Annotated in this window: 22 protein-coding genes and 1 other RNA gene; 16 read left to right on the top strand and 7 right to left on the bottom strand. The window is 68.4% G+C overall.

Going from position 1 to position 21,768, the window contains the following annotated elements; genetic code table 11:
* Positions 1–181: 181 nt before the first annotated feature.
* Positions 182–1,351, bottom strand: a complete 1,170-nt coding sequence (locus DXK21_RS02055; protein ID WP_114816123.1) for an SAM-dependent methyltransferase — start codon at positions 1,349–1,351, stop codon at positions 182–184.
* A gap of 115 nt (positions 1,352–1,466) precedes the next feature.
* Between DXK21_RS02055 and DXK21_RS02050 the strand changes: the two genes are divergently transcribed.
* The 4 genes from DXK21_RS02050 to purQ all read left to right on the top strand — a co-directional run bounded on the left by DXK21_RS02050 (position 1,467) and on the right by purQ (position 4,423).
* Complete coding sequence (locus DXK21_RS02050; protein ID WP_114816122.1) at positions 1,467–1,952, top strand: YbhB/YbcL family Raf kinase inhibitor-like protein; 486 nt, start codon at positions 1,467–1,469, stop codon at positions 1,950–1,952.
* The gene (locus DXK21_RS02045) at positions 1,949–2,374 is read left to right on the top strand and encodes a hypothetical protein (protein WP_114816121.1); all 426 of its coding nucleotides are present in this window, start codon (positions 1,949–1,951) and stop codon (positions 2,372–2,374) included. Before DXK21_RS02050 ends, DXK21_RS02045 begins: the two co-directional genes overlap by 4 nt.
* Before the next feature lie 108 nt (positions 2,375–2,482).
* Positions 2,483–3,727 (top strand): MFS transporter, encoded by a 1,245-nt coding sequence (locus tag DXK21_RS02040; protein WP_245945062.1) that lies wholly within the window; start codon positions 2,483–2,485, stop codon positions 3,725–3,727.
* Positions 3,728–3,760: 33 nt separating this feature from the next.
* A complete protein-coding gene (gene purQ / locus DXK21_RS02035) occupies positions 3,761–4,423 on the top strand; it encodes a phosphoribosylformylglycinamidine synthase subunit PurQ (protein ID WP_114816120.1) in 663 nt (220 codons plus the stop codon).
* A gap of 5 nt (positions 4,424–4,428) precedes the next feature.
* Here purQ and DXK21_RS02030 read toward each other — a convergent pair whose 3' ends face one another.
* Positions 4,429–4,710: a hypothetical protein gene (locus DXK21_RS02030; RefSeq protein WP_114816119.1), complete on the bottom strand. Its 282-nt coding sequence runs from the start codon at positions 4,708–4,710 to the stop codon at positions 4,429–4,431.
* Positions 4,711–4,828: 118 nt separating this feature from the next.
* Here DXK21_RS02030 and DXK21_RS02025 point away from each other — a divergent pair, with 118 nt between their 5' ends.
* From DXK21_RS02025 to DXK21_RS02005, 5 genes are all read left to right on the top strand, one after another.
* On the top strand, positions 4,829–5,626 hold the full coding sequence (locus DXK21_RS02025) for a hypothetical protein (RefSeq protein ID WP_114816118.1): 798 nt from the start codon (positions 4,829–4,831) through the stop codon (positions 5,624–5,626).
* A gap of 46 nt (positions 5,627–5,672) precedes the next feature.
* Entirely contained in the window at positions 5,673–7,883 is a 2,211-nt protein-coding gene (gene purL, locus DXK21_RS02020; protein ID WP_114816117.1) for a phosphoribosylformylglycinamidine synthase subunit PurL, read from the top strand.
* Positions 7,883–8,248 carry an indole-3-glycerol-phosphate synthase gene (locus DXK21_RS02015; RefSeq protein WP_114816116.1) on the top strand — a complete coding sequence of 122 codons (366 nt, stop codon included), beginning with the start codon at positions 7,883–7,885 and terminating at the stop codon, positions 8,246–8,248. The genes purL and DXK21_RS02015 overlap by 1 nt, the downstream gene beginning before the upstream one ends.
* 20 nt (positions 8,249–8,268) lie before the next feature.
* The gene (locus DXK21_RS02010; RefSeq protein WP_245945060.1) at positions 8,269–9,351 is read left to right on the top strand and encodes a glycosyltransferase family 4 protein; all 1,083 of its coding nucleotides are present in this window, start codon (positions 8,269–8,271) and stop codon (positions 9,349–9,351) included.
* 68 nt (positions 9,352–9,419) lie between these two features.
* Positions 9,420–10,817 carry a cytochrome P450 gene (locus DXK21_RS02005; protein WP_114816115.1) on the top strand — a complete coding sequence of 466 codons (1,398 nt, stop codon included), beginning with the start codon at positions 9,420–9,422 and terminating at the stop codon, positions 10,815–10,817.
* Here DXK21_RS02005 and DXK21_RS02000 read toward each other — a convergent pair.
* From DXK21_RS02000 to DXK21_RS01980, 5 genes are all read right to left on the bottom strand, one after another.
* Positions 10,814–11,635 (bottom strand): TIGR00282 family metallophosphoesterase, encoded by an 822-nt coding sequence (locus tag DXK21_RS02000; protein ID WP_114816114.1) that lies wholly within the window; start codon positions 11,633–11,635, stop codon positions 10,814–10,816. The two genes, DXK21_RS02005 and DXK21_RS02000, sit on opposite strands and share 4 nt — an antisense overlap.
* Positions 11,632–12,177 (bottom strand): 5-formyltetrahydrofolate cyclo-ligase, encoded by a 546-nt coding sequence (locus tag DXK21_RS01995; RefSeq protein ID WP_114816113.1) that lies wholly within the window; start codon positions 12,175–12,177, stop codon positions 11,632–11,634. Before DXK21_RS01995 ends, DXK21_RS02000 begins: the two co-directional genes overlap by 4 nt.
* Before the next feature lie 282 nt (positions 12,178–12,459).
* A non-coding RNA gene (gene ssrS, locus DXK21_RS01990) (6S RNA) lies at positions 12,460–12,620 on the bottom strand.
* A 202-nt stretch (positions 12,621–12,822) separates the two neighbouring features.
* Entirely contained in the window at positions 12,823–13,161 is a 339-nt protein-coding gene (locus DXK21_RS01985; protein ID WP_114816112.1) for a cell division protein ZapA, read from the bottom strand.
* Complete coding sequence (locus DXK21_RS01980) at positions 13,161–13,418, bottom strand: hypothetical protein (protein ID WP_114816111.1); 258 nt, start codon at positions 13,416–13,418, stop codon at positions 13,161–13,163. The genes DXK21_RS01985 and DXK21_RS01980 overlap by 1 nt, the downstream gene beginning before the upstream one ends.
* A 144-nt stretch (positions 13,419–13,562) precedes the next feature.
* Here DXK21_RS01980 and tkt point away from each other — a divergent pair, with 144 nt between their 5' ends.
* The 7 genes from tkt (at position 13,563) to gap (ending at position 21,702) form a co-directional block, all read left to right on the top strand.
* On the top strand, positions 13,563–15,512 hold the full coding sequence (gene tkt / locus DXK21_RS01975; protein ID WP_245945069.1) for a transketolase: 1,950 nt from the start codon (positions 13,563–13,565) through the stop codon (positions 15,510–15,512).
* A gap of 5 nt (positions 15,513–15,517) precedes the next feature.
* Positions 15,518–16,372: an alpha/beta hydrolase gene (locus DXK21_RS01970; RefSeq protein WP_245945058.1), complete on the top strand. Its 855-nt coding sequence runs from the start codon at positions 15,518–15,520 to the stop codon at positions 16,370–16,372.
* A complete protein-coding gene (locus DXK21_RS01965; RefSeq protein WP_114816109.1) occupies positions 16,369–16,761 on the top strand; it encodes a VOC family protein in 393 nt (130 codons plus the stop codon). Before DXK21_RS01970 ends, DXK21_RS01965 begins: the two co-directional genes overlap by 4 nt.
* Before the next feature lie 4 nt (positions 16,762–16,765).
* Positions 16,766–17,959: a formate-dependent phosphoribosylglycinamide formyltransferase gene (purT, locus tag DXK21_RS01960; RefSeq protein ID WP_114816108.1), complete on the top strand. Its 1,194-nt coding sequence runs from the start codon at positions 16,766–16,768 to the stop codon at positions 17,957–17,959.
* A 237-nt stretch (positions 17,960–18,196) separates the two neighbouring features.
* Positions 18,197–20,329 carry a carbon starvation CstA family protein gene (locus DXK21_RS01955; protein ID WP_281269014.1) on the top strand — a complete coding sequence of 711 codons (2,133 nt, stop codon included), beginning with the start codon at positions 18,197–18,199 and terminating at the stop codon, positions 20,327–20,329.
* Positions 20,322–20,579, top strand: a complete 258-nt coding sequence (locus DXK21_RS17010) for a YbdD/YjiX family protein (protein ID WP_281269013.1) — start codon at positions 20,322–20,324, stop codon at positions 20,577–20,579. The genes DXK21_RS01955 and DXK21_RS17010 overlap by 8 nt, the downstream gene beginning before the upstream one ends.
* A gap of 115 nt (positions 20,580–20,694) precedes the next feature.
* Positions 20,695–21,702, top strand: a complete 1,008-nt coding sequence (gene gap / locus DXK21_RS01945) for a type I glyceraldehyde-3-phosphate dehydrogenase (RefSeq protein WP_114816107.1) — start codon at positions 20,695–20,697, stop codon at positions 21,700–21,702.
* Positions 21,703–21,768: the final 66 nt, after the last annotated feature.

Here is a 21,768-nt window from a genome sequence, read left to right as displayed (position 1 = left end):
ACGATCAGGGCCGCTCGAAAGAGCGGCCTTTTTTGTTTTCCTCCCTGTCGCGTAGCGATGGGGAGGTGGCGCGGCGCGCCAGCGCCGTGACGGAGGGGGCGTCTCGACGGCTGATCGCTGCGCCGCCCCCTCCACCGCTACGCGGTCCCCCTCCCCATGAAATGGGGAGGGAAAGAAGGGCCTACTCGCACAGATAATCCCGACTGAGCGGGACCGCCGTCTGCTTTTTGGTCAACTGCAACTGGAAGACCATGTGCCCCAGTTCGCGGAAAGCGACCTCGCTGGCGGCGAGATAGAACTCCCACATCCGGCAGAACCGCTCGTCGTAGAGGGTCAGGGCCTCGTCGCGGCGCGCCAGGAAGCGTTCTCGCCAGATCCTGAGCGTCTCCGCGTAGTGCAGCCGCAGCACCTCCAGGTCCGTCACCCACAGGCCCGAGCGTTCAATGGCGGGCAGGACCTCGGACAGGGCCGGAATATAGCCGCCGGGGAAGATGTATTTGCGGATAAACGGTTGCGTGCGGCTGGGCGGGCTCTTGCGGCCGATGGAATGGATCACCGCCACCCCGTCGTCGTCCAGCAGCCGGGCGACCGTGTCGAAATACTCCTGATAATTGGGCGCCCCGACGTGCTCGAACATGCCGACCGAGATGATGCGGTCGAAGGTCTGGTTCAGGTCGCGATAGTCCTGCAGCAGGAACTCGGCCCGGTCGGCCAGACCGCGCGCCGCCGCCCGCTCATTGGCCGCGCGGTGCTGTTCGGTCGACAGGGTGACGCCGGTGACGCGCGCGCCGCGTTCGGCCATCGACAGACCCAGCCCACCCCAGCCGCAACCGATGTCCAGCGCGCTCTGCCCCGGCGCCAGCAGCAGCTTGTCGACCAGCCGCCGCTTCTTGGCCGTCTGGGCCTGTTCCAGGGTGGCGTCCGGCGTCTCGAAGAAGGCGCAGGAATATTGCAGGTCTTCGTCCAGAAACAGCCGGTAGAAGTCGACCGTCAGGTCATAGTGGTGATGAACGTTGTTGCGCGCGTGCAGCCGGTCGTTGGCCTGCTCGGCGCCGCGCCGAATGCGTTGCAGCAGGTCCAGTTTTCCACCGCGCGGCCGGATGGCCAGCTGCGACGTCGTCAGCTGCAGGAAGGCGTAGATGTCGCCGCCCTCGACCCGGAAGGTCCCGTCCATGAAGGCCTCGCCAAGCGCCAGATCGGGGTTGGCGGCGATGGCCAGGGCCGTCTTTGTGTCTTGGATCACCGCCGTCAATTCCGGCGTTCCCGGTCCCGCCGTCAGCTCGCGCCCGTCCGGCAGGCGCACCCGCACGGCTCGCGTCAGGAAGGTCTGATCGAGAAGGGCTTGCAGCATCCGGCGCTCCGCGCTTTGAACCAGGATCAAGCTTGGCTAGGAACAGACTGTCGCTGCGCAACGGTATCAAAGCCGGACCGTTCCGTCCGACAACCAGATCAAGGGAGCGCCGCCGATGACCTTCACCCTGACCTCCGCCGACATCCGCGACGGCGGCATCCTGCCTGACGCCCTGGTGAAGGCTCTGGGCGACACCTCGCCCCAGCTGTCCTGGTCCGGAGCGCCGGAGGGCACGAAGAGCTTCGCCGTCACCTGCTATGATCCCGACGCCCCCACGGGCTCGGGCTTCTGGCACTGGACCGTGGCCAATATCCCCGCCGACGTGACCGAACTGGCGGCGGGCGCGGGCGCCGTCGGCGGCGCCAACCTGCCCCAGGGCGCGGTCCAGGGCCGCACCGACTATGGCGAGGCCGGCTTCGGCGGGGCCGCCCCGCCGCCCGGCCACGGCCCGCATCGCTACATCTTCACCGTCTTCGCCGTGGACACGGACAGGCTGGACGTGACGCCGGACAACTCGGGCGCCGTCTTCGGCTTCAACCTGCATTTCCACACGCTGGCCAAGGCCTCGATCACCGCGACCTACGAGAACACCGGCGGGTGACGGCGGCGACGCTCGACCATCAGCAGAGGCTGGCGACGGTCCCCGACCTGTTCCGCCGCCTGATGGCTCGGCCGCTGGAACCCCTGACGCGGGCGCGACTGCCCGCAGCCGGGGCGGTCTATGTCTTCTATCAGGAGGACGAGCCTATCCATGTCGGCAGCCCGCCCCATCTGGAGGAGCGTTTGCTGGCGCCGTCGCTGCGTCTGGCGCTGGCCGCCCGCGTGCACCAGCCAGGCCATGGCGTGCCTCTGATCAGCGTCAGCGAGCCCGCGCCGCGTCCCGGCCGCCGCCAGCCGATCGAGGCCCGCTGGCTGAACGTGCCAGATGGTCACGATCGGCTGCTGCTGGAGCTCTACGCCGCCCAGACCCTGGGCCTGTCGGTGTCGCACCCCAAGGTCCGCGCAGAACTGGCGGCCGCCTGAACCCAGCGCAAACAAAGCGTGATGAGCTGAACGTCCGGCCAAGGTTGCGCCTGCGACCTCCGTCCCTATTTTGCGGCGCACAGTAAGTTTGTTGCATTGCGATAGTTCATGCCCCCCACCGACGCCGCCGCCTGTATCGACGAGCGCATCTGCGCGCCGTCGCCCGCGATGGAGACGGTCGCCGCGCCCGGCAAGGTGGCGCTGGTCCTGCTGGCCCTGGCGATGGGGGGCTTCGCCATCGGCGTGACCGAGTTCGCGGCCATGAGCGTCCTGCCCGACTTCGCAGCGGGTCTCGGCGTCGATGAGCCGACCGCCGGCCATGTCATCAGCGCCTATGCCGCCGGCGTGGTCGTCGGGGCGCCGATCCTGGCGGTGCTGGGGGCGCGCGCGCCGCGCTGGCTGCTGCTGATCGGCTTCATGGCCCTGTTTGCGGTCGGCAATGCGCTGAGCGCCCTGGCCCCCAACTATGAATGGATGCTGGCCTTCCGCTTCCTCAGCGGCATTCCGCACGGGGCCTATTTCGGCGTCTCGGCCCTGGTGGCGGCGTCGCTGGTGCCGTTGCGGCTGCGCACCCGCGCCGTCTCGACCATCCTGCTGGGCCTGACCGTCGCCACCGTCATCGGTGTGCCGGTCGCCACCGCCGTCAGCCACGCCTTCGGCTGGCGCTGGGCCTTCGCCATCGTCAGCGTTCTGGCGGTCATCACCATGGCCCTGGTCGCCCTGTTCGCGCCGCGCGATCCGGCTCACGCCGACGCCAGCCCCCTGCGCGAGTTGGGCGCCCTGAAGCGCGGACAGGTCTGGATGACGCTGGGCGTCGGGGCCATCGGCTTCGGCGGCATGTTCGCGGTCTACGCCTATCTGGCCTCGACCCTGACGGCGGTGACCGGCGTCGGCGCTGAGGTCCTGCCCTGGGTCTTCGCCATGTTCGGTCTGGGCATGATGAGCGGCAACCTGCTGGGCGCCTGGGCCGCCGACCGCTACGGCATGAAGGCGGCGGGCGGGCTGCTGCTGTGGAGCGCGGCGGCGCTGGCGCTTTACCCGTTCGCGGCCCCGCACCTGTGGGCCATGCTGATCGTGGTCTTCCTGATCGGCGGCGGCGGCGGGCTGGGCTCGATCTTACAGACCCGCCTGATGGACGTCGCCGGCGACGCGCAGACCCTGGCCGCCGCCTTGAACCACTCGGCCTTCAACACCGCCAACGCCATCGGCCCCCTTCTGGGCGGCATGGCCATCGCGGCAGGCTGGGGCTGGACCTCGACCGGCTGGGTTGGCGTCGCCCTGTCGCTGGGCGGTTTCGCGGTCTGGGTCGTCGCCTGGCTGAGCGGACGCAAGACAGGTCAAAGCCACGCCTGACATCCTGAACAATTGATGCTAGGAGGCCCGCCCATGAGCGCAGCCGTCATCGTCTTCCCCGGGTCCAACTGTGATCGCGACTGCAAGGTCGCCATCGAACGCTCCACTGGCGAGCAGGTCGAAATGGTCTGGCACGCCGAGACCGAGCTGCCGAAAGGCCTCGATCTGATCGTCCTGCCGGGCGGTTTCTCCTACGGCGACTATCTGCGTTGCGGCGCGATGGCGGCCCAGGCCCCGATCATGCAGGCCGTCAAGAAGGCCGCCGACGACGGCGTCACCGTGGTCGGCATCTGCAACGGCTTCCAGATTCTGTGCGAAGCCGGAATGCTGCCCGGCGCCCTGCTGCGTAACAGCGGCCTGAAGTATATCTGCAAGCCGATCAGCATCACGGTCGCCAACGGCCAGACCCGCTTCACCTCGGGCTATCAGGGTCAGCGCGAGGTCGTCATGACCCAGGGCAACGCAGACGGAAACTACTTCGCCGACGCTGAAACTCTGGCCCGCCTCGAAGGCGAGGGCCAGGTGGTGTTCCGCTATGTCGACAACCCCAACGGCTCGGTCGCCGACATCGCCGGCATCCAGAACGCACGCGGCAACGTGCTGGGCATGATGCCCCACCCCGACCGCGCCTTCGAAGCCGAACTGGGCAGCGCCGACGGCGCCACCCTGTTCCAGAGCATCTACGCCGCGGCCTGAACGGCCTAGGCGTCGGACGCCTTGTCCAGTTGCTCCTTGTCGTCGACCTGAGAGGTCTTGCGGTCCAGCACGCTGGCGCTGCGGCCCAGTTCGTCGACTTCGAGTTCCGGTTCTATCGGCTCGCCGTCTTCATCCAGCGGGCGTTCCAGCGTCCCGGCTGCGCCGGATTCGCCGATGGCGGCCAGTTCGCGAGCGCCGACGCCCAGGCCCTGTTCCAGGGCGCGGTTGGTTTCGACCTCGTCGGTTTCGAGGGCGGGGTCTTCCGGCAGGTTGTCGGGGTCGGCCATGGTGCGTCTCCTTGATGGGCGTCCTGCTGTTCTAAGCGGAGCGGCGCGCGTACGGTTCCGGTGAACCAAACCCCCGCCCGACGCGTAGTTACGGCGAAGCTGAGCCGGAGCCGCCCCTATGTCCGCCATCGAACGCCCTACCCCCGCCCAGAGAACCCGCCGACTGGTGGTGCTGGCCGCGGCTGTTTTCGCCGTCGTGGTTCCGGTCGTGCAGAACCTGGGCGGCTTCGGCCTGTCTCAGGCCGAGTTCGCGGCGGACGGCAATCAGACGTTGCAGGTGGCGGGCTACGCCTTCTCGATCTGGGGCCTGATCTATCTGGGGCTGCTGGCCTATGCCGGGCGTCAGGTTCTGCCTCAGACCGGCGAGAGTGTGCTGATCAACCGCATGGGCTGGCCCTCGGCGGTGGCCCTGTTCGGCATCGGCTTGTGGATCATCGTCGCGGCGCTGAACCTGAAGGCGGCCAGCGTCATAGTCATCTTCGCCTCGCTGCTGGCCCTGGTGGTCCCTCTGCTGGCCAATGCCCGGACCATCCGCGCAACCGGGATCATGGACCGTGACCGCTGGTTTCTGATCTGGCCGCTGGCGGCGCTGGCCGGGTGGCTGACCATCGCCGCGCCGCTGAACCTGATCACCACGGCGACGGCCTTCGACGCCCTGCCCGCCTTCCTGTCGCCGACAGGCTGGGCCATCGCCGCCGTCGCGGTCGTGGTTCTGGTCGGGGCGGCGGTGACGGCGAGCCTGCGCACCCTGGCCTTTCCCCTGCCGATTGCCTGGGGTCTGGTCGGGGCCTTTGTCGCAGAACAGGAGCGGAATCCGGTGCTTGGCTTCACCGCCCTGGGCGCCGCCTTCCTGCTGGTGGTCGCCGCCGTCATCCTGGTCTTCGGTCTGAAACGCGGGATCGAGCGTCGTCTCTGATCGGACGGGCTGACAGGAGGCTCAGACCCGGCTAGAAGCCCCGCCCATGAGCGCTCCGCAAAAGACCACCGCAGAATTGGCCGCTGAATACGGTCTGGCTCCGAACGAGTATGAGGTCCTGCTGGACCGGCTGGGCCGAGAGCCCAACCAGGTCGAGTTGGGCGTCTTCTCGGTCATGTGGTCCGAGCACTGCTCCTACAAATCCTCCAAGAAGCAGCTGATGAAGTTCCCCGTCACGGGACCGCGCGTCATCTGCGGCCCGGGCGAGAACGCCGGGGTCATCGACATCGACGACGGCGACGCCTGCATCTTCAAGATGGAGAGCCACAACCACCCCTCCTATATCGAGCCCTATCAGGGCGCGGCGACGGGCGTGGGCGGCATCATGCGCGACGTCTTCACCATGGGCGCCCGCCCGGTGGCCCTGCTGAACGCCCTGCGCTTCGGCGAGCCTTCGCATGAGAAGACCAAGCGACTGGTCAAGGGCGTGGTCTCGGGCATCGGCGGCTACGGCAACTGCGTCGGCGTGCCGACGGTCGCCGGCGAGACGAACTTCCACAAGGGCTACAACGGCAACATCCTGGTCAACGCCATGTGCGTGGGCATCGCCAAGGCCGATGAGATCTACTACTCGGCCGCGCCCGAGGCCGGGCATGACGTGGTCTATTTCGGCTCCAAGACGGGCCGCGACGGCATCCACGGCGCCACCATGTCCTCGACCGAGTTCGACGACGAGTCGGAGGCCAAGCGCCCCACCGTCCAGGTCGGCGATCCCTTCGCCGAGAAGCTGCTGATCGAGGCCACGCTGGAGCTGATGGCCTCGGGCGCCGTCGCCGCCATCCAGGACATGGGCGCGGCGGGCCTGACGTCCTCCTCGGTCGAAATGGCGGGCAAGGGCGGCGTCGGCGTCGAGCTGGACCTCGACAAGGTGCCCCAGCGCGAAGAGGGCATGACCGCCTATGAGATGATGCTGTCGGAAAGCCAGGAGCGGATGCTGGCGGTCCTGAAGCCGGGCTTCGAGGACGTCGGCTATCGCATCTTCCAGAAGTGGGGTCTGGACTTCGCCATCATCGGCAAGACGACCAACACCGGCCATCTGGTGCTGAAGCATCACGGCGAGGTGGTCTGCGACGTACCGCTGGCCCCGCTGTTCGACGACGCCCCCCTCTACGACCGTCCCTGGGTCCAGCCCGAACTTCAGCCGCGCCTGGAGCCGTCCGAGGTTCCGGCGCCGGAAAGCTGGAACGACGCGGTGATCAAGGTCATCGCCTGCCCCGACATGGCGTCCAAGCGCTGGATCTGGGAACAGTACGACCGCCACGTCATGGCCGACACCCTGCAGGACTCCTCGACCGGCGCTGACGCCGGCGTGGTCCGCGTCCACGGCACCGACAAGGGTCTGGCCGTGACCAGCGACTGCACCCCGCGCTATGTCCAGGCCGACCCCTATGAAGGCGGCAAGCAGGCCGTGGCCGAGGCCTGGCGCAACCTGACGGCCGTGGGTTCGCGTCCCATCGCCATCACCGACAACCTCAACTTCGGCAACCCGCAGCGCCCCGAGATCATGGGCCAGATCGTCCGCGCCACCGACGGCATGGCCGAGGCCTGCCGCGAGCTGGACTTCCCCGTCGTCTCTGGCAACGTCAGCCTCTATAACGAGACCAACGGCGTCGCCATTCCGCCGACCCCGACGGTCGGCGCGGTCGGCCTGCTAACCAACTACGACGTGACCACCGGCTTCGGTGGCATGGCCGAGGGCGATGTCCTGGTCCTGATCGGCCAGACCCACGGCGAGTTGGGGTCGTCCATCTATCTGCGCGAAGTTCTGGGTCGTGAAGACGGTGCCCCCCCGCCGGTCGACCTGAAGCTGGAACGCAAGACCGGCGACTTCGTGCGCGGCCTGATCGAAGCGGGCGAACTGACGGTCGTCCACGACCTGTCGGACGGCGGTCTGGTCGGCGCGGCGGCGGACATCGCCCTGGCCTCGGACGTCGGCATAGAACTGAACGCCTCCAGCGCCGCCCACGCCCACGCCTTCCTGTTCGGCGAGGATCAGGCCCGCTATCTGGTCGCCGTCTCGGACGCCGAGGCCCTGCTGGCGAAAGCCAAGGAGGCCGGTCTGCACGCCTCGGTCGTCGGCGTCGCCAAGGGCGCGGACTTCGCCTCCTCGGGTCCGAAGGGCGAGCTCTACCGCATACCGGTCGCCCACCTGCGCGAGTTCCACGAAGGCTGGATGCCGAACTGGATCGAAGGCTGATGCGCGCCGGAGTCTTCGCCTTCGTCCTCGGCGGCGCGGCCGTTGTGGCCGCCTGCGACATCGAGGGCGGCGACCCGGTCCAGCACGCCTTGCGCGACGCCTCGGCGGCCCGCCAGGCGGCGGCGTTGAAGACCACCGAGGAAGAACAGGCGGCCGCCGCCCGGCGCGCCGCCTCTGCTCCCGTCGCCCCCGCTGAGGGCGACGAGCTGTCGCGCCTGATCGCCGCGCGCCGTCAGGCCGTCGCGGACACCCGCGCCCTGCTGGCCGCCACCACCGACCCGGCCCTGAAAGGCCAGTTGAGCGGCGACCTCAAGGCCGAGGAAGGGCGCCTGCGCGCCCTCGAGACCCGCGCCGCCGCGCAATAGCCTTCTCCGGGGAAGCCAGCATGAGAACCGCCGTCGTCATGCCTGTCGGGGCGCGGTTCTGCCTCGACCAGCCCAACTCCATGGAGACGGTGGCCCGCACCCTAGCCAAGGCCGATACGGGCGAGGTCCGCATCTTCTGTTGCGAAGGCGCCGGGGGCCGTGATGGTCTGTCGGTCCACGCCCTGCCGACCGCTGATCGCCTCAAGGCCCTGCGTCAGGCGCTGAACGACTATCGCCCCGACGTCATCGAGTTCCATCAGCAGACTCAGCAGGCCGTCGCCCTCGCCCGGGATTTTCCCGACGCCGCCGTCACCCTGTATCGCCACAATGCGGTGAAGCCGCCGCGTCACTTCATCGACCGCTGGCGCTATGAGCGGCGCTACGACCGCATGGACGGCCTGATCTTCGTCAGCGAGGCGGCGCGGAGCGACTTCCTCAAGGACTTCCCGCGTCTCGAGGCCAAGGCCTTCGCCGTGCCCAACCCCATCGACGTCGACCTGTGGCGCGCGCCGGTCGAAAACCGTGCGCCGGTCATCGTCTTCGCCGGACGCGCCATGCCGGAAAAGGGCGTCGACCTGATCTGCGCCGCCCTGCCCGAGGTGCTGGAGCGCCATCCTGACTGGCGCGCCGTGCTGATGCTGAACGACTGGGACAGGCACGCGGACTGGGCCGAACCCCATGTGGCGCCGCTGAACCGATACGGCGACCGCGTCCAGATCCTGCGCTCGGCCCCCCTGGCCGAGGTGCGCGCCGTGATGCAGACGGCGGCCATCGCCCTGACGCCGTCGGTCTGGGCCGAGCCTCTGGGCCTGACCGCGCTGGAGGCCCATGCCGCGGGCGCGGCCCTGATCTCGTCCGGTCGCGGCGGCCTGCGCGAGGCCAGCGGCCCGCACGCCCTCTATGTCGATGACCTGACGCCGCAAGGCCTCGGCGCCGCCATCGAGACCCTGATCCGGGCCCCCGAAGGGCGGGAGGCGATGGCGCGCTCGGCCCAGGCCTATGTGATGGATGTCCACACGCCCGAACGCCGCGCAGCCCAACTGGCCGCCCTGCGGGCAAAGCTGGTCCAATCCAAGCGCGCCGGTCGCTCGACAGGCCGATAGCCGCAAAAGCCCCTTCCTTTTGACATTATCGTCAATACATATGGATCGACCCTGAAAAGGAGCGCTTCATGACCGACGCCGCCGCCTCGACCTTCCGCCCCTGGACTCCGCCGCGCCGGACCCAGAGGATGAACCTGGCGCATTTCCTGTGGCAGAGCTGGCGCGATCCCTTGCAGATCTGGAGCCAGGCCCACTTCACCGAGCTCTACATCGACGGGGCCTCGCCGCTGGGCAAGACCCTGGTGGTCAGCGATCCGGTCGGCGTCCGCCACGTCCTGACCGACAACGCCGCCAACTATGAGAAGGGCGATCTGCAACGCCGCGTGCTGGGCCCCATGCTGGCCGACGGCCTGCTGCTGACCGAGGGCGAGCAGTGGCGGCGCGCACGGCGCATCATGGCCCCTCTATTCACCCCCGCCCATACGGCCCGCACCGCCGAGGCCATGGACCGGGTCTGCCGCCGCCGCGTCGAGGGCTGGCGGCTGGAGCACGGCGCGCGGGTGCTGAACATCGACAGCGAGATGAGCGGCCTGACCTTCGACATCCTGTCGGCGACCCTGTTCTCGGACGATCTGGACGGTGACGCGGCGGGGTTCGAGAAGGCGTTGAACCATTTCCTGGCCGTCGGGGCGCGGATCAGCCCGCTGGACGCGTTGAAGGCGCCCGACTGGATTCCGCGCCTGGGCCGCGTGGCCTCGGGCGGGGACGCGCGTTTCTTCAAGGACCGCGTCGACGCCCTGGTGGCGCGGCGCCGCGCGCGGATCGAACAGGACGGCGACGCGCCCGAAGACCTGCTGACCGCCCTGCTCAGCGCCCGCGACGAGGAGGGCGACGGCTCAGGCCTGTCGGATCACGAGGTGGCGTCCAACATCCTGACCTTCATCCTGGCCGGGCATGAGACGACGGCGCGGACCCTGGGCTGGACCCTGCACCTGATCAGCCGCGACAAGCGCGTGGCCGACATCCTGAAGGCCGAGGCCGACGGCTGGGACCGCAGCGCCGCGGGTCTTCGCGACCTGCACTGGCACCGGGCGGTGATCGAGGAGGCCATGCGCCTGTTCCCGCCCGCCCCGGCCATGATCCGGCAGGCCGTGGCCGACGATGTGATCGGCGGCTACGCGGTCAAGGCGGGCCAGAGCGTGCTGATCGTGCCCTGGGTCATCCATCGCCACGAAAAGCTGTGGGACGAACCCGACGCCTTCCGGCCCGAGCGCTTCCTGCCCGAGAACCGCAAGTCCATCGACCGCTACGCCTGGCTGCCTTTCAGCGGCGGCCCGCGCATCTGCATCGGCGCCGCCTTCGCCATGCAGGAGGCGATCATCGCCCTGGCCGAAATCCTGAAAGTCGCCGAGGTCGAAGCCATCACCCCGGTCGAGCCCCGCCCCGTCCATCAGGTGACGCTGCGCAGCCAACGGACGATGCGGCTGCGATTGCGGGCGCGGCGGGATCGGCCAGTCGCAGCCTAGACCTGCGGAATAGCCTGGCTCAGCCGCCCGCCGACGCGGATGGCTTCAACCCGCGTCGCCAGGCCCGTGCGGTCGTCGGTCTCGACGAAGACGCCGCAGATGGTGGCCGGGCCGCTGGCGGGGACATAGCGTCCGCCCGACAGCCGCGTGGTGAAGCGGCGCAGCGGCTCTTCCTTGTCGTTGCCGATGACCGAGTCATAGTCGCAGCAGCCGCCGGCGTCGGTCTGATAGGCCGTGCCGTGGGGCAGGATCTGGGCGTCGGCGGTCGGGACGTGGGTATGGGTGCCCACGACTAGGCTGGCGCGTCCGTCGCAGAAGTGGCCCATGCCCATCTTCTCGCTGGTCGCCTCGGCGTGCATGTCGACGATGACGGCGTCAGCGACGACGCCCAGGGGGGCGGCCTCCAGCTCGCGCTCAACGGCGCCGAACGGGTCGTCCATCGGGTCCATGTGAATCCGGCCCAGGACGTTGATGACCAGCACCCGGCGGCCGTCGGCGGTGATGAAGACATCGGCGCCGCGTCCCGGCGCGTCCATCATGCGCGGATAGTTGGCGGGACGGATCAGGCGCGGCTCGCGCACGATATAGGTCAGAGCCTCGCGCTGATCCCAGCTGTGGTTGCCCAGGGTCAGGACATCGGCCCCGGCGGCGAAGATCTCGCGCGCCGTGTTCTCGGTGATGCCGAAGCCGCCTGCGGCGTTCTCGGCGTTGACCACCACAAAGTCGAGTTTGAGGTCGCGCCTCAGCCCCGGAAGATGATCCGAAAGCCCATCGCGCCCGGACTTGCCGACCACGTCACCGAAAAATGCCAGTCTCATGGGACGGCTCTATAGCCGGTCTCGGTCAGAACGCCATGCAGACGCATGTCATGAGGCTCTAGCGCCAGGCGCTCGACCTGCTGCCCGGCGTAGGCGAAGCCGACGCGCACCGCATCGGGCAGGACGGCGAAGGTCCGGTCGTAATAGCCCCCGCCCTGCCCCAGCCGCCCGCCGTGGGCGTCAAAGGCCAGCAGGGGCGTCAGGATCAGATCGGGCGTGACCACTTCGGTAAGGGGCAGAGGCGCGGGACATCCAGCGGCGTCCAGCTCCAGCGGCTCGCCCGGCGCCCAGGCGCGAAAGATCATGGCCGCGTCGCGCTCGATGACCACCGGCAGGCAGAGGCGCCGCCCCGCCTGATGCAGGGCCATGGCCAGGGCGTCCGTGTCCAGTTCCGAACCCATGGCGCGATAGAGGGCGACCATGTCCCCGGCCGGCAAGGCTCCGGCGTGACCGGCGGCGCGCTCAGCGGCTTCGTTGTCGACCTCGGCCAGCCGCTTGCGCAGGGCGCGCATGGAGGCGCGGAGTTCGTGCTTGGAGGTCATGGGGATTCTCTACACCACCGACGTCTGCCTTTCCTCCCCACTTTGTGGGGAGGGGGACCACGAAGTGGTGGAGGGGGCGTCACAGACGCATGACGTGGGGTCGCCCCCCTCCGTCTCGTCGGCTGCGCCGCCGATCCACCTCCCCATTCGCTCCGCGAACAGGGAGGAAAGACAAAGCTGCGCTCAAGCCGCGAGCGACCGCGTCGCGAGCATAGAGCGCAAACCGCGCTCAAGCAGCGAGGCCCCGCTGGGCCGAGCGATAGCGCAAAAAAGGAGAAGGGTGGCGGCGCCGCAAGAACCGTGAAGAACGTTTAAATCCTCTCGACCTGGGTAGCCAGGTGGGCTCCATATGACCAAGCCCTCGAGCCCGGTCAGGGACAGATCCCTTAGAGTGAATTAAGGTCAGAAGGATATGTTGTCTTCGACGTGAGCCGCAGCAGGACCCGCCGTCGGACAAGATAGGCGGTCCGAGGCGTTTCAACAATGGCGGATCAACACCTTCTCTTTCCTCCCCATTTTATGGGGAGGGGGACCGCGTAGCGGTGGAGGGGGCGGCGCAAACGTCAGCCGTCGAGTCGCCCCCTCCGTCTCGTCGGCTACGCCGCCGATCCACCTCCCCATGAAATGGGGAGGAAAGACAAGGTGTCAGATCGTCTGGCAGATCTTCTCGATGCGGGCCGCAACCGCGTTCAGCGCCTCGGCCACGCCGTCGCCGGCGGGCGGCGGCGGGGCCTTGACCGGGCCGTCCTGCGGGACCGGACCCTGGCCCTTCTCCAGGCGCTGTCGGGCCTCCTGCAGTTCGTCGGCCAGCATCAGCGAGGCCATCAGGAACAGGCGCAGATCACCCACATGGCCGACCTCGCCGGAAATCTGGCGCACATGGACGTCGAACTGTTGGGCCAGGGTGCGGACGCGCTCTTCCTGGCCGTCGGCGCAACCGACGGCGTAGGGACGGCCGTTGATATCCACTGTGACGGTCGCCATCAGCGCGCCTCCTGTTCGGCCAGAACCTCGCGCACGGCCTCGGCCGCGCGGCCCAGGGCCTCGGCCGCGTCACGGCCCGCGGCTTCCAGCTCGGCGATGCGCACCAGGTCGGCGGCGTTCGACGCCCGGGGCGCAAACAGGTCGTCGTCGGTGATGGCGGGGGCGGTGGCCGGACGCGCCTTTAGCTCCAGCACCTTGCGTTCCAGCAGGGTCAGGGCCTTGTCGATGCGTGTCTTTGCGGCCGTAACGGCGTCCATTGGGGTCCTTTCGTCCAGATTCCGTATAGAACCTGTGCGCGCGTCGGGGTAAAGCGGCGCCGCCCCGCTATATCCTGTTTCCTGAGGAAAGGTCTCGCCGTGACCGACGCCCAAGCTGCATTCGCCAAGCCTTCGCCCAAACAAATGGCCGACGCCATTCGCGTCCTGGCCATGGACGGCGTCGAAAAGGCCAAGAGCGGCCACCCCGGAATGCCCATGGGCATGGCCGACGTCGCCACCGTCCTCTACTCAAAATTCCTGAAGTTCGACGCCAGCCGCCCCGACTGGGCCGACCGCGACCGCTTCATCCTGTCGGCGGGCCACGGCTCGATGCTGATCTACAGCCTGCTGCACCTGACCGGCTACAAGGACGCGACCCGCGAACAGCTGGAAAACTTCCGCCAGTGGGGCGCCAAGACCGCCGGCCACCCGGAATACGGTCACATGACCGGCATCGAGACGACCACCGGCCCCCTGGGTCAGGGCATCGCCAACTCGGTCGGTTTCGCCCTGGCTGAGCGCCATCTGGCCGCGCGCTTCGGTTCGGACCTGGTCGACCACCGCACCTGGGTCATCGCCGGCGACGGCTGCCTGATGGAAGGCGTGTCGCAGGAAGCCATCGCCCTGGCCGGCCGCCTGAAGCTGAACAAGCTCTGCGTCATGTGGGACGACAACGAGATCACCATCGACGGCAAGGTGTCGCTGTCGGACAACACCGACCAGCTGGCCCGCTTCAAGGCCTCGGGCTGGGCGGTCAAGGCCATCGACGGCCACGACCACAAGCAGATCCAGAAGGCCCTGGCCTGGGCGACCAAGCAGTCGAAGCCGACGCTGATCGCCTGCAAGACCAAGATCGGCAAGGGCGCCGCCACCATGGAAGGCAGCCACAAGACCCACGGCGCCGCCCTGGGCGCGACCGAGATCGCCGCCACGCGTCAGGCCCTGCACTGGTCCTTCGACCCCTTCGACCTGCCGGAAGGCATCCAGAAGGCCTGGGCCAAGGTCGGCAAGCAGGGCGCCAAGACGCGCAAGTCGTGGGAAGCCCGCCTGCTGAACCACGCACAGCGTGACGACTTCACCCGCGCCATGGCCGGCGACCTGCCCAACGGCGCCTTCGAGGCCCTGGACGCCAAGCTGAAGGAACTGGTTTCGAGCCAACCCGCCCTGGCCACGCGCCAGTCCTCGGGCGAGGCGCTGGAGACGGTGTTCAACGCCATCCCCGAACTGATCGGCGGCTCAGCCGACCTGACCGGCTCGAACAACACCTTCGTCAAGAACACCCAGATCATGGACGCGCCCGACTACGCCGGTCGTTACGTCAACTGGGGCGTGCGTGAACACGGCATGGCCTCGGCCATGAACGGCATGGCCCTGCACGGCGGCGTCATCCCCTACGCCGGCACCTTCATGGTCTTCTCGGACTACAGCCGCCCGGCGATCCGCTTGGCCGCCCTGATGGGCGTGCGCGTGGTTCACGTCCTGACCCATGACTCGATCGGTCTGGGCGAAGACGGCCCGACCCACCAGCCGGTCGAGCATCTGGCGGCGCTTCGCGCCATTCCCAACCTGATGGTCTTCCGTCCTGCGGACACCGTCGAGGCGCTGGAGTGCTGGCAGGTCGCCTTGCAGCACAAAAAGACCCCGTCGGGCATGTGCCTGTCGCGTCAGAAGACCCCGGCCGTGCGTCTGACCGACGCGGGCGAGAACCTGTCGCGCAAGGGCGCCTATGAGCTGAAGGCCGCCAACGGCGCAGCGAAAGTCACCCTGTTCGGCACCGGCACCGAGGTCGCCCTGGCGCTGAAGGCCGCCGAGACGCTGGAGGCCGAAGGCGTGCCGACCCGCGTGGTCTCGGTCCCCTGCTTCGAACTGTTCGAGCAGCAACCCAAGGCCTATCAGGACGCCGTCATCGGCCGCGGCACCGTTCGCGTCGCCGTAGAAGCCGCCATCAAGCAGGGCTGGGAACGCTTCATCGGCGAAGACGGCGGCTTTGTCGGCATGACCGGCTTCGGTGCCTCGGCCCCGGCCGAAGTCCTCTACCGCGAGTTCGGCATCACCGCCGAGGCCGTGGTCGAAGCCGCCAAGGCCCGGCTGTAAGCCTCGTGCGCCGCCCCCTCCTTGTCGAAGCCCTCATCCTGAGCTTCGGCTTGTCGATGGCGGGCGGCGCCCCTGCCCTCGCTCAGACCGCCGTCCCCGTGGCCGTCGAGACGCCCGTCGTCATCGGCCAGTCCTACGCCCTGCCCTCCGCCGTCATGGGCCAGACGCGCGAGATCAACGTCTGGCTGCCTCCCGGCTATGCCAAGGGCAACCAGACCTATCCGGTCCTCTACGTCCTCGACGGCGGACAGGATCAGGACTTCCACCACATCTCGGGCATCGCCCAGCTGGGGACCATCGTCGGGACGACGCGCGACGTCATCGTCGTGGGCGTCGCCTCGGTCGACCGCCGCAACGAGCTGGCCCTGCCGACCGAGAACGCCGAACTGATCGCCCGCTATCCGACCCAGGGCCAGTCCGACCGCTTCCGCCGTTTCGTCGGCGAAGAGGTCATGCCCTTCATCGAAGCCCGCTTCCGCACCAGCAGCGAAACCGCCCTGATGGGCGAGTCTCTGGCCGGGCTCTTCGTGGTCGAGACCTTCCTGAAAGAGCCGCAGATGTTCGACGCCTATGTCGCCGTCAGCCCCAGCCTGTGGTGGGACGGCGGACGGCTGGCGCGGCAGTCGGGGGCGCATCTGCGCGACCACTCCAACGACCCGCGCACCCTGATCCTGACCCTCGGCGACGAGGGCGAGGAGATGCAGGCGCCGATGGACGTCCTGACCGCCAACCTGCGCGATCACGCCCTGCCCGGCGTCAAATGGGACTTCACCCCGCGCTCGACCGAGAGCCACGCCAGCATCTATCACGGCGCCGCCCTGGACGCCTTCCGCCGCCTCTATGCGGTCCCGGCGCCATGAGCCACCTCGGCGCCGTCAGCCTGCTGGTCCGCGACTATGACGAGGCCATCGCCTTCTTCGTCGGCAAGCTGGGCTTCGAGCTGAGCGAAGACGCCGACATGGGCGGCGGCAAGCGCTGGGTCCGCGTCACGCCCAAAGGCGGCCAGACCTCGCTGCTGCTGGCCAAGGCGACGACGCCGCAACAGCTGGCCCGCGTCGGCGATCAGGCCGGCGGACGCGTCTGGCTCTTCCTCTACACCGACGACCTGATGCGCGACCACGCCGCCTGGCTGAAGGCCGGCGTCGTCTTCCGCGAAACGTCCCGTCACGAGGCCTATGGCAAGGTGGTGGTCTTCGAAGACCTCTACGGCAACGCCTGGGACCTGATCGAACCTGCTACCGGAGCCTGACGCCATGAAGATCGGCACGCCGCTTACCGACCACGCCACCCGCGTCATGCTGCTCGGCTCGGGCGAACTGGGCAAGGAGGTGGCCATCGAGCTGCAGCGTCTGGGCGCCGAGGTGATCGCTGTGGACCGCTACCCTAACGCCCCGGCCATGCAGGTGGCGCACCGCAGCCACGTCATTCCAATGACCGACCCGCAGGTGCTGAACGGGATCATCATGGCCGAGGCCCCGCACATCATCGTGCCGGAAATCGAGGCCATCGCCACCGACGTCCTGGCCGCCATCGAGGCGGCGGGTCTGGCCCGCGTCATCCCGACCGCCCGCGCGACCCAGCTGACCATGAACCGCGAGGGCATCCGCCGTCTGGCCGCCGAGGAGCTGGGCCTGCCGACCAGCCCCTACGCCTTTGCGGGCAGCGCCGAGGAACTCGCGGCGGGGGCCGAGGCCGTGGGCTTCCCCTGCTTCGTCAAGCCGGTGATGTCGTCCTCGGGCAAGGGTCAGTCCTATGTCGAGCGCGCCGATCAGGTCGCCGAGGCCTGGACCTATGCCGAAGCCTCGGGCCGGGTCGCGGGTGGCCGGGTCATCGTCGAGGGCCGCATCGCCTTCGACTATGAGATCACCCTGCTGACCGTCCGGTCGCTGCGCGACGGCGCCGTCCGCACTGATTTTTGCGCCCCCATCGGCCATCGCCAGCAGAAGGGCGACTACGTCGAAAGCTGGCAGCCGCAGATCATGAGCGAGGCCGCCTTGGGGGCGGCGCAGGACATCGCGGGCAAGGTCACGGACGCCCTGGGCGGCCTCGGCGTCTTCGGCGTCGAACTGTTCGTCACCGGCGACCAGGTCTGGTTCTCCGAGGTCTCGCCGCGTCCCCACGACACCGGGCTGGTGACGCTGGCGACGCAGACCATGAGCGAGTTCGCCCTGCACGCCCGGGCCATCCTCGGCCTGCCGGTGGACGTCAGCTTGCGCGAACCGGGCGCCAGCGCCGTCATCTACGGCGGCCTGGAGGCCGAGGGCGTGATGTACGAAGGCGTGGCCGAGGCCCTGTCGGTGCCGACCGCCGACCTGCGCCTGTTCGGCAAGCCCGAGGCGTTCGAGCGTCGCCGCATGGGCGTGGCCCTGGCCCGCGGCGCGGACACGGATCAGGCGCGTGAGCGGGCGGCGGAAGCGGCGGGCAAGGTGCGGGTGGTGAGACCCTGACGCTTCTTTCCTCCCCATTTCATGGGGAGGTGGCGCGGAGCCGAAGGCGACGTGACGGAGGGGGCGGCTCGACGGCAGACGTTTGCGTCGCCCCCTCCACCGCTCCGCGGTCCCCCTCCCCATAAAATGGGGAGGAAAGCAGGAGGCGCGCCGCTGCAAAGCTTGCCCTGACTGTAAAATAAAGGCGCCGACCTTCGACTTTAGTCGGTTGGCGCCGGGCCCATAAAGGGTTCAGAAATGCCGAAAGGTCGCACCCAAGCCGACCCGGAGGACCGTTTCGCCATGGGCAAGCTCAGGACCGCGCTGATTTTCGGCGCCATCGCCATACTGGGGGCGATCGCCCTCGCCGTCATCGCCCTGCATCAGGGCGAGAGCATCAGCGCCGTCTGGATCGTGGTGGCGGCGCTCTGCGTCTACGCCATCGCCTATCGCTTCTACGCCCGCTACCTGGCCGGAAAGGTCATGGGGCTGAACGCGAAACGGCCCACGCCGGCCGTGCGCCACAACGACGGGCTCGACTATGTGCCCACGCCCCGCAACGTCCTGTTCGGCCACCATTTCGCGGCCATCGCGGGCGCAGGCCCTCTGGTCGGGCCGGTGCTGGCGGCGCAGATGGGCTATCTGCCCGGCGTCATGTGGATTCTGGTCGGCGCGGTGCTGGCGGGGGCGGTGCAGGACATGATGGTCCTGTTCATGTCCACCCGCCGCGACGGTCGCTCGCTGGGCGACATGGTCCGCACCGAGATGGGCCCCATCCCCGGCATCATCGCCCAGGTCGGCGTCCTGATGATCATGGTCATCATCCTGGCGGTTCTGGCCCTGGTCGTCGTCAAGGCCCTAGCCGAAAGCCCGTGGGGCACCTTCACCGTCGCCGCCACCATCCCCATCGCCATCTTCATGGGCCTCTACACCCGCTACCTGCGACCCGGCCGGGTGGGCGAGGTCTCGGTCATCGGCGTGGTCCTGCTGATCCTGGCCATCATCGGCGGGGGTCACATTGCCGCTGATCCCTTCTGGGGTCCGGCCTTCACCCTGTCGGGCACAACCCTGGCCATCGCCATGATGGCCTACGGCTTCGTCGCCTCGGTCATTCCGGTCTGGCTGCTGCTGGCGCCGCGCGACTACCTGTCCACCTTCCTGAAGATCGGCGCCATCCTGGGCCTGGCCGTCGGCATCCTGATCGTGCGCCCGCACATCCAGATGCCCGCCGTCACCCCCTTCATCGACGGCTCTGGTCCGGTCTTCTCCGGCGCCCTCTTCCCCTTCCTGTTCATCACCATCGCTTGTGGCGCCGTCTCGGGCTTCCACGCCCTGATTTCCTCGGGCACCACGCCCAAGCTGCTGGAGAACGAGAACCAGATCCCGCTGATCGGCTATGGCGCCATGCTGTGTGAAAGCTTCGTGGCCATCATGGCCCTGATCGCCGCCACGGTGCTGGACCCGGCCGTCTATTTCGCCATGAACAGCCCGGTCGCGGTGATCGGCGACAACGCCGTCTCGGCCGCCGCCGCCGTGGCCCAGTGGGGCTTCCACATCACTCCGGCTGAGCTGGAGCAACTGGCTCGCGACGTGGGCGAGCACTCCATCCTGTCGCGCGCGGGCGGCGCCCCGACCCTGGCCGTCGGCATGGCCCACATCCTGTCGGGCGTCATCGGCGGCAAGGCCATGATGGCCTTCTGGTACCACTTCGCCATCCTGTTCGAGGCCCTGTTCATCCTGACCACGGTCGACGCCGGCACCCGCGTCTGCCGCTTCATGATCCAGGACCTGATGGGCGTCGCCGTGCCCAAGATGCGCGAGACCAAGTCCTGGACCGCCAACGTCCTGGCCACGGCCCTGACCGTCGGCCTGTGGGGCTACTTCCTCTACACCGGCGTGGTCGATCCGCTGGGCGGCATCAACAGCCTGTGGCCGCTGTTCGGCATCGCCAACCAGATGCTGGCCGCCGTCGCCCTGATCCTGGGCACCGTGGTCCTGTTCAAGATGAAGCGCGAGCGCTTCGCCTGGGCCACGGCGGTTCCGGCGGTCTGGCTGCTGATCTGCACCCTGACGGCGGGCTTCCAGAAGCTGCTGCATCCCGACGTCAAGATCGGCTTCCTGGCTCATGCGCGTAAGTATCAGGAGGCGCTGGCCGCCGGCGACCTGCTGGCCCCGGCCAAGACGGCGGGCGACATGCACCGCATCATCATCAACGACTACGTCAACTCGGCCCTGACGGCGGGCTTCCTGTTCGTGGTCCTGACCATGGTGGTTTACGGCGTCCGCGCCTGCCTCAAGGCGCGCCGGATCAACCACCCCACCGTGGTCGAACAGCCCGCCGCCCACGAACTGACGCTGGAGGACGAAGCCATGGACATCGCCCGTGCCTAGGCCCTCCCCTCAGGTGGAAGAACCGGCTGGCGGCGCGGACCTGCTCTGCGTCTGCCGCGATGCGCTGGTGCGGTGGGGCAAGGACGCCCGCCGCACCGCCAGCCTCATGGTCGGCCAGCCCGACTATGAGATCTATGTCGCCCACGCCGAGGCGACCCACCCGGATCAGCCCCCGCTGGACCGCACCGCATTCTTCCGTCTGCACGAAGCGCGGCGGTTCGGGGCGGGCGGCGCCTTCCGCTGCTGCTGACGGCCAAACGGTTACACCCGAACACACCTTGTTACGGCGGCGGGCTTGAATCACAGCGCCGATCGTCCGAGTAAGGCATCCAATCGAAATCGCCCTTGCTCAGGAGACCTCCCCCATGACCGTTCGCGTCGCCATTAACGGCTTCGGCCGCATCGGCCGCCTCGTGCTTCGCTCGATCGTCGAGCATGGCCGCACGGACATCGAGGTCGTGGCGATCAACGACCTGGGCCCGGTCGAGACCAACGCCCACCTGCTGCGCTATGACTCGGTGCACGGCCGCTTCCCCGGCACGATCACCTCGGGCGAGGACTGGATCGACGTCGGCACCGGCAAGATCAAGGTCACGGCCGAGCGCGACCCGGCCAACCTGCCCCACGCCGAGCTGAAGGTGGACATCGCCTTCGAATGCACCGGCATCTTCACCTCCAAGGACAAGGCCTCGGCCCACCTGAAGGCCGGCGCCAAGCGCGTCCTGGTCTCGGCCCCCGCCGACAACGCCGACAAGACCATCGTCTTCAAGGTCAACCATGAGACCCTGACGGCCGACGACATCGTCGTGTCGAACGGCTCGTGCACCACCAACGCCCTGGCCCCGGTGGCCAAGGTGCTGAACGACCTGTTCGGCATCGAGCGCGGCTACATGACCACCATCCACGCCTACACCGGCGACCAGCCGACGCTGGATACGATGCACAAGGACCCGTACCGCGGTCGCGCCGCCGGCCTGTCGATGATCCCGACCTCGACCGGCGCCGCCAAGGCCCTGGGCCTGGTCCTGCCGGAACTGAAGGGCAAGCTGGACGGCTCGTCGATCCGCGTCCCGACCCCGAACGTCTCGGTCGTCGATCTGAAGGTCGTCGCCGGTCGCGAAGTGACGGTCGAGGAAATCAACGCCGCCCTGCAAGCCGCCGCCGACGGCGCCATGAAGGGCGTTCTGGCCACGACGACCGACCCGCTGGTCTCGATCGACCTGAACCACATTGCAGCGTCGTCCACCGCCGCCCTGCCGCAGACGCAGGTCGTCGACGGCAAGCTGGCCCGCGTCCTGACCTGGTACGACAACGAGTGGGGCTTCGCGACCCGCATGGCCGACACCGCCCTGGTGATGGCCAAGTTCCTCTAAAGACGAAACGCTGAGCCCTCTCCTCCCCACTTGTGGGGAGGGGACCACGAAGTGGTGGAGGGGGCG

The organism is Brevundimonas bullata (assembly GCF_003350205.1).
Classification (GTDB): Bacteria; Pseudomonadota; Alphaproteobacteria; order Caulobacterales; family Caulobacteraceae; genus Brevundimonas; species Brevundimonas bullata.
This window is presented reverse-complemented; position numbering and strand designations above follow the sequence as displayed.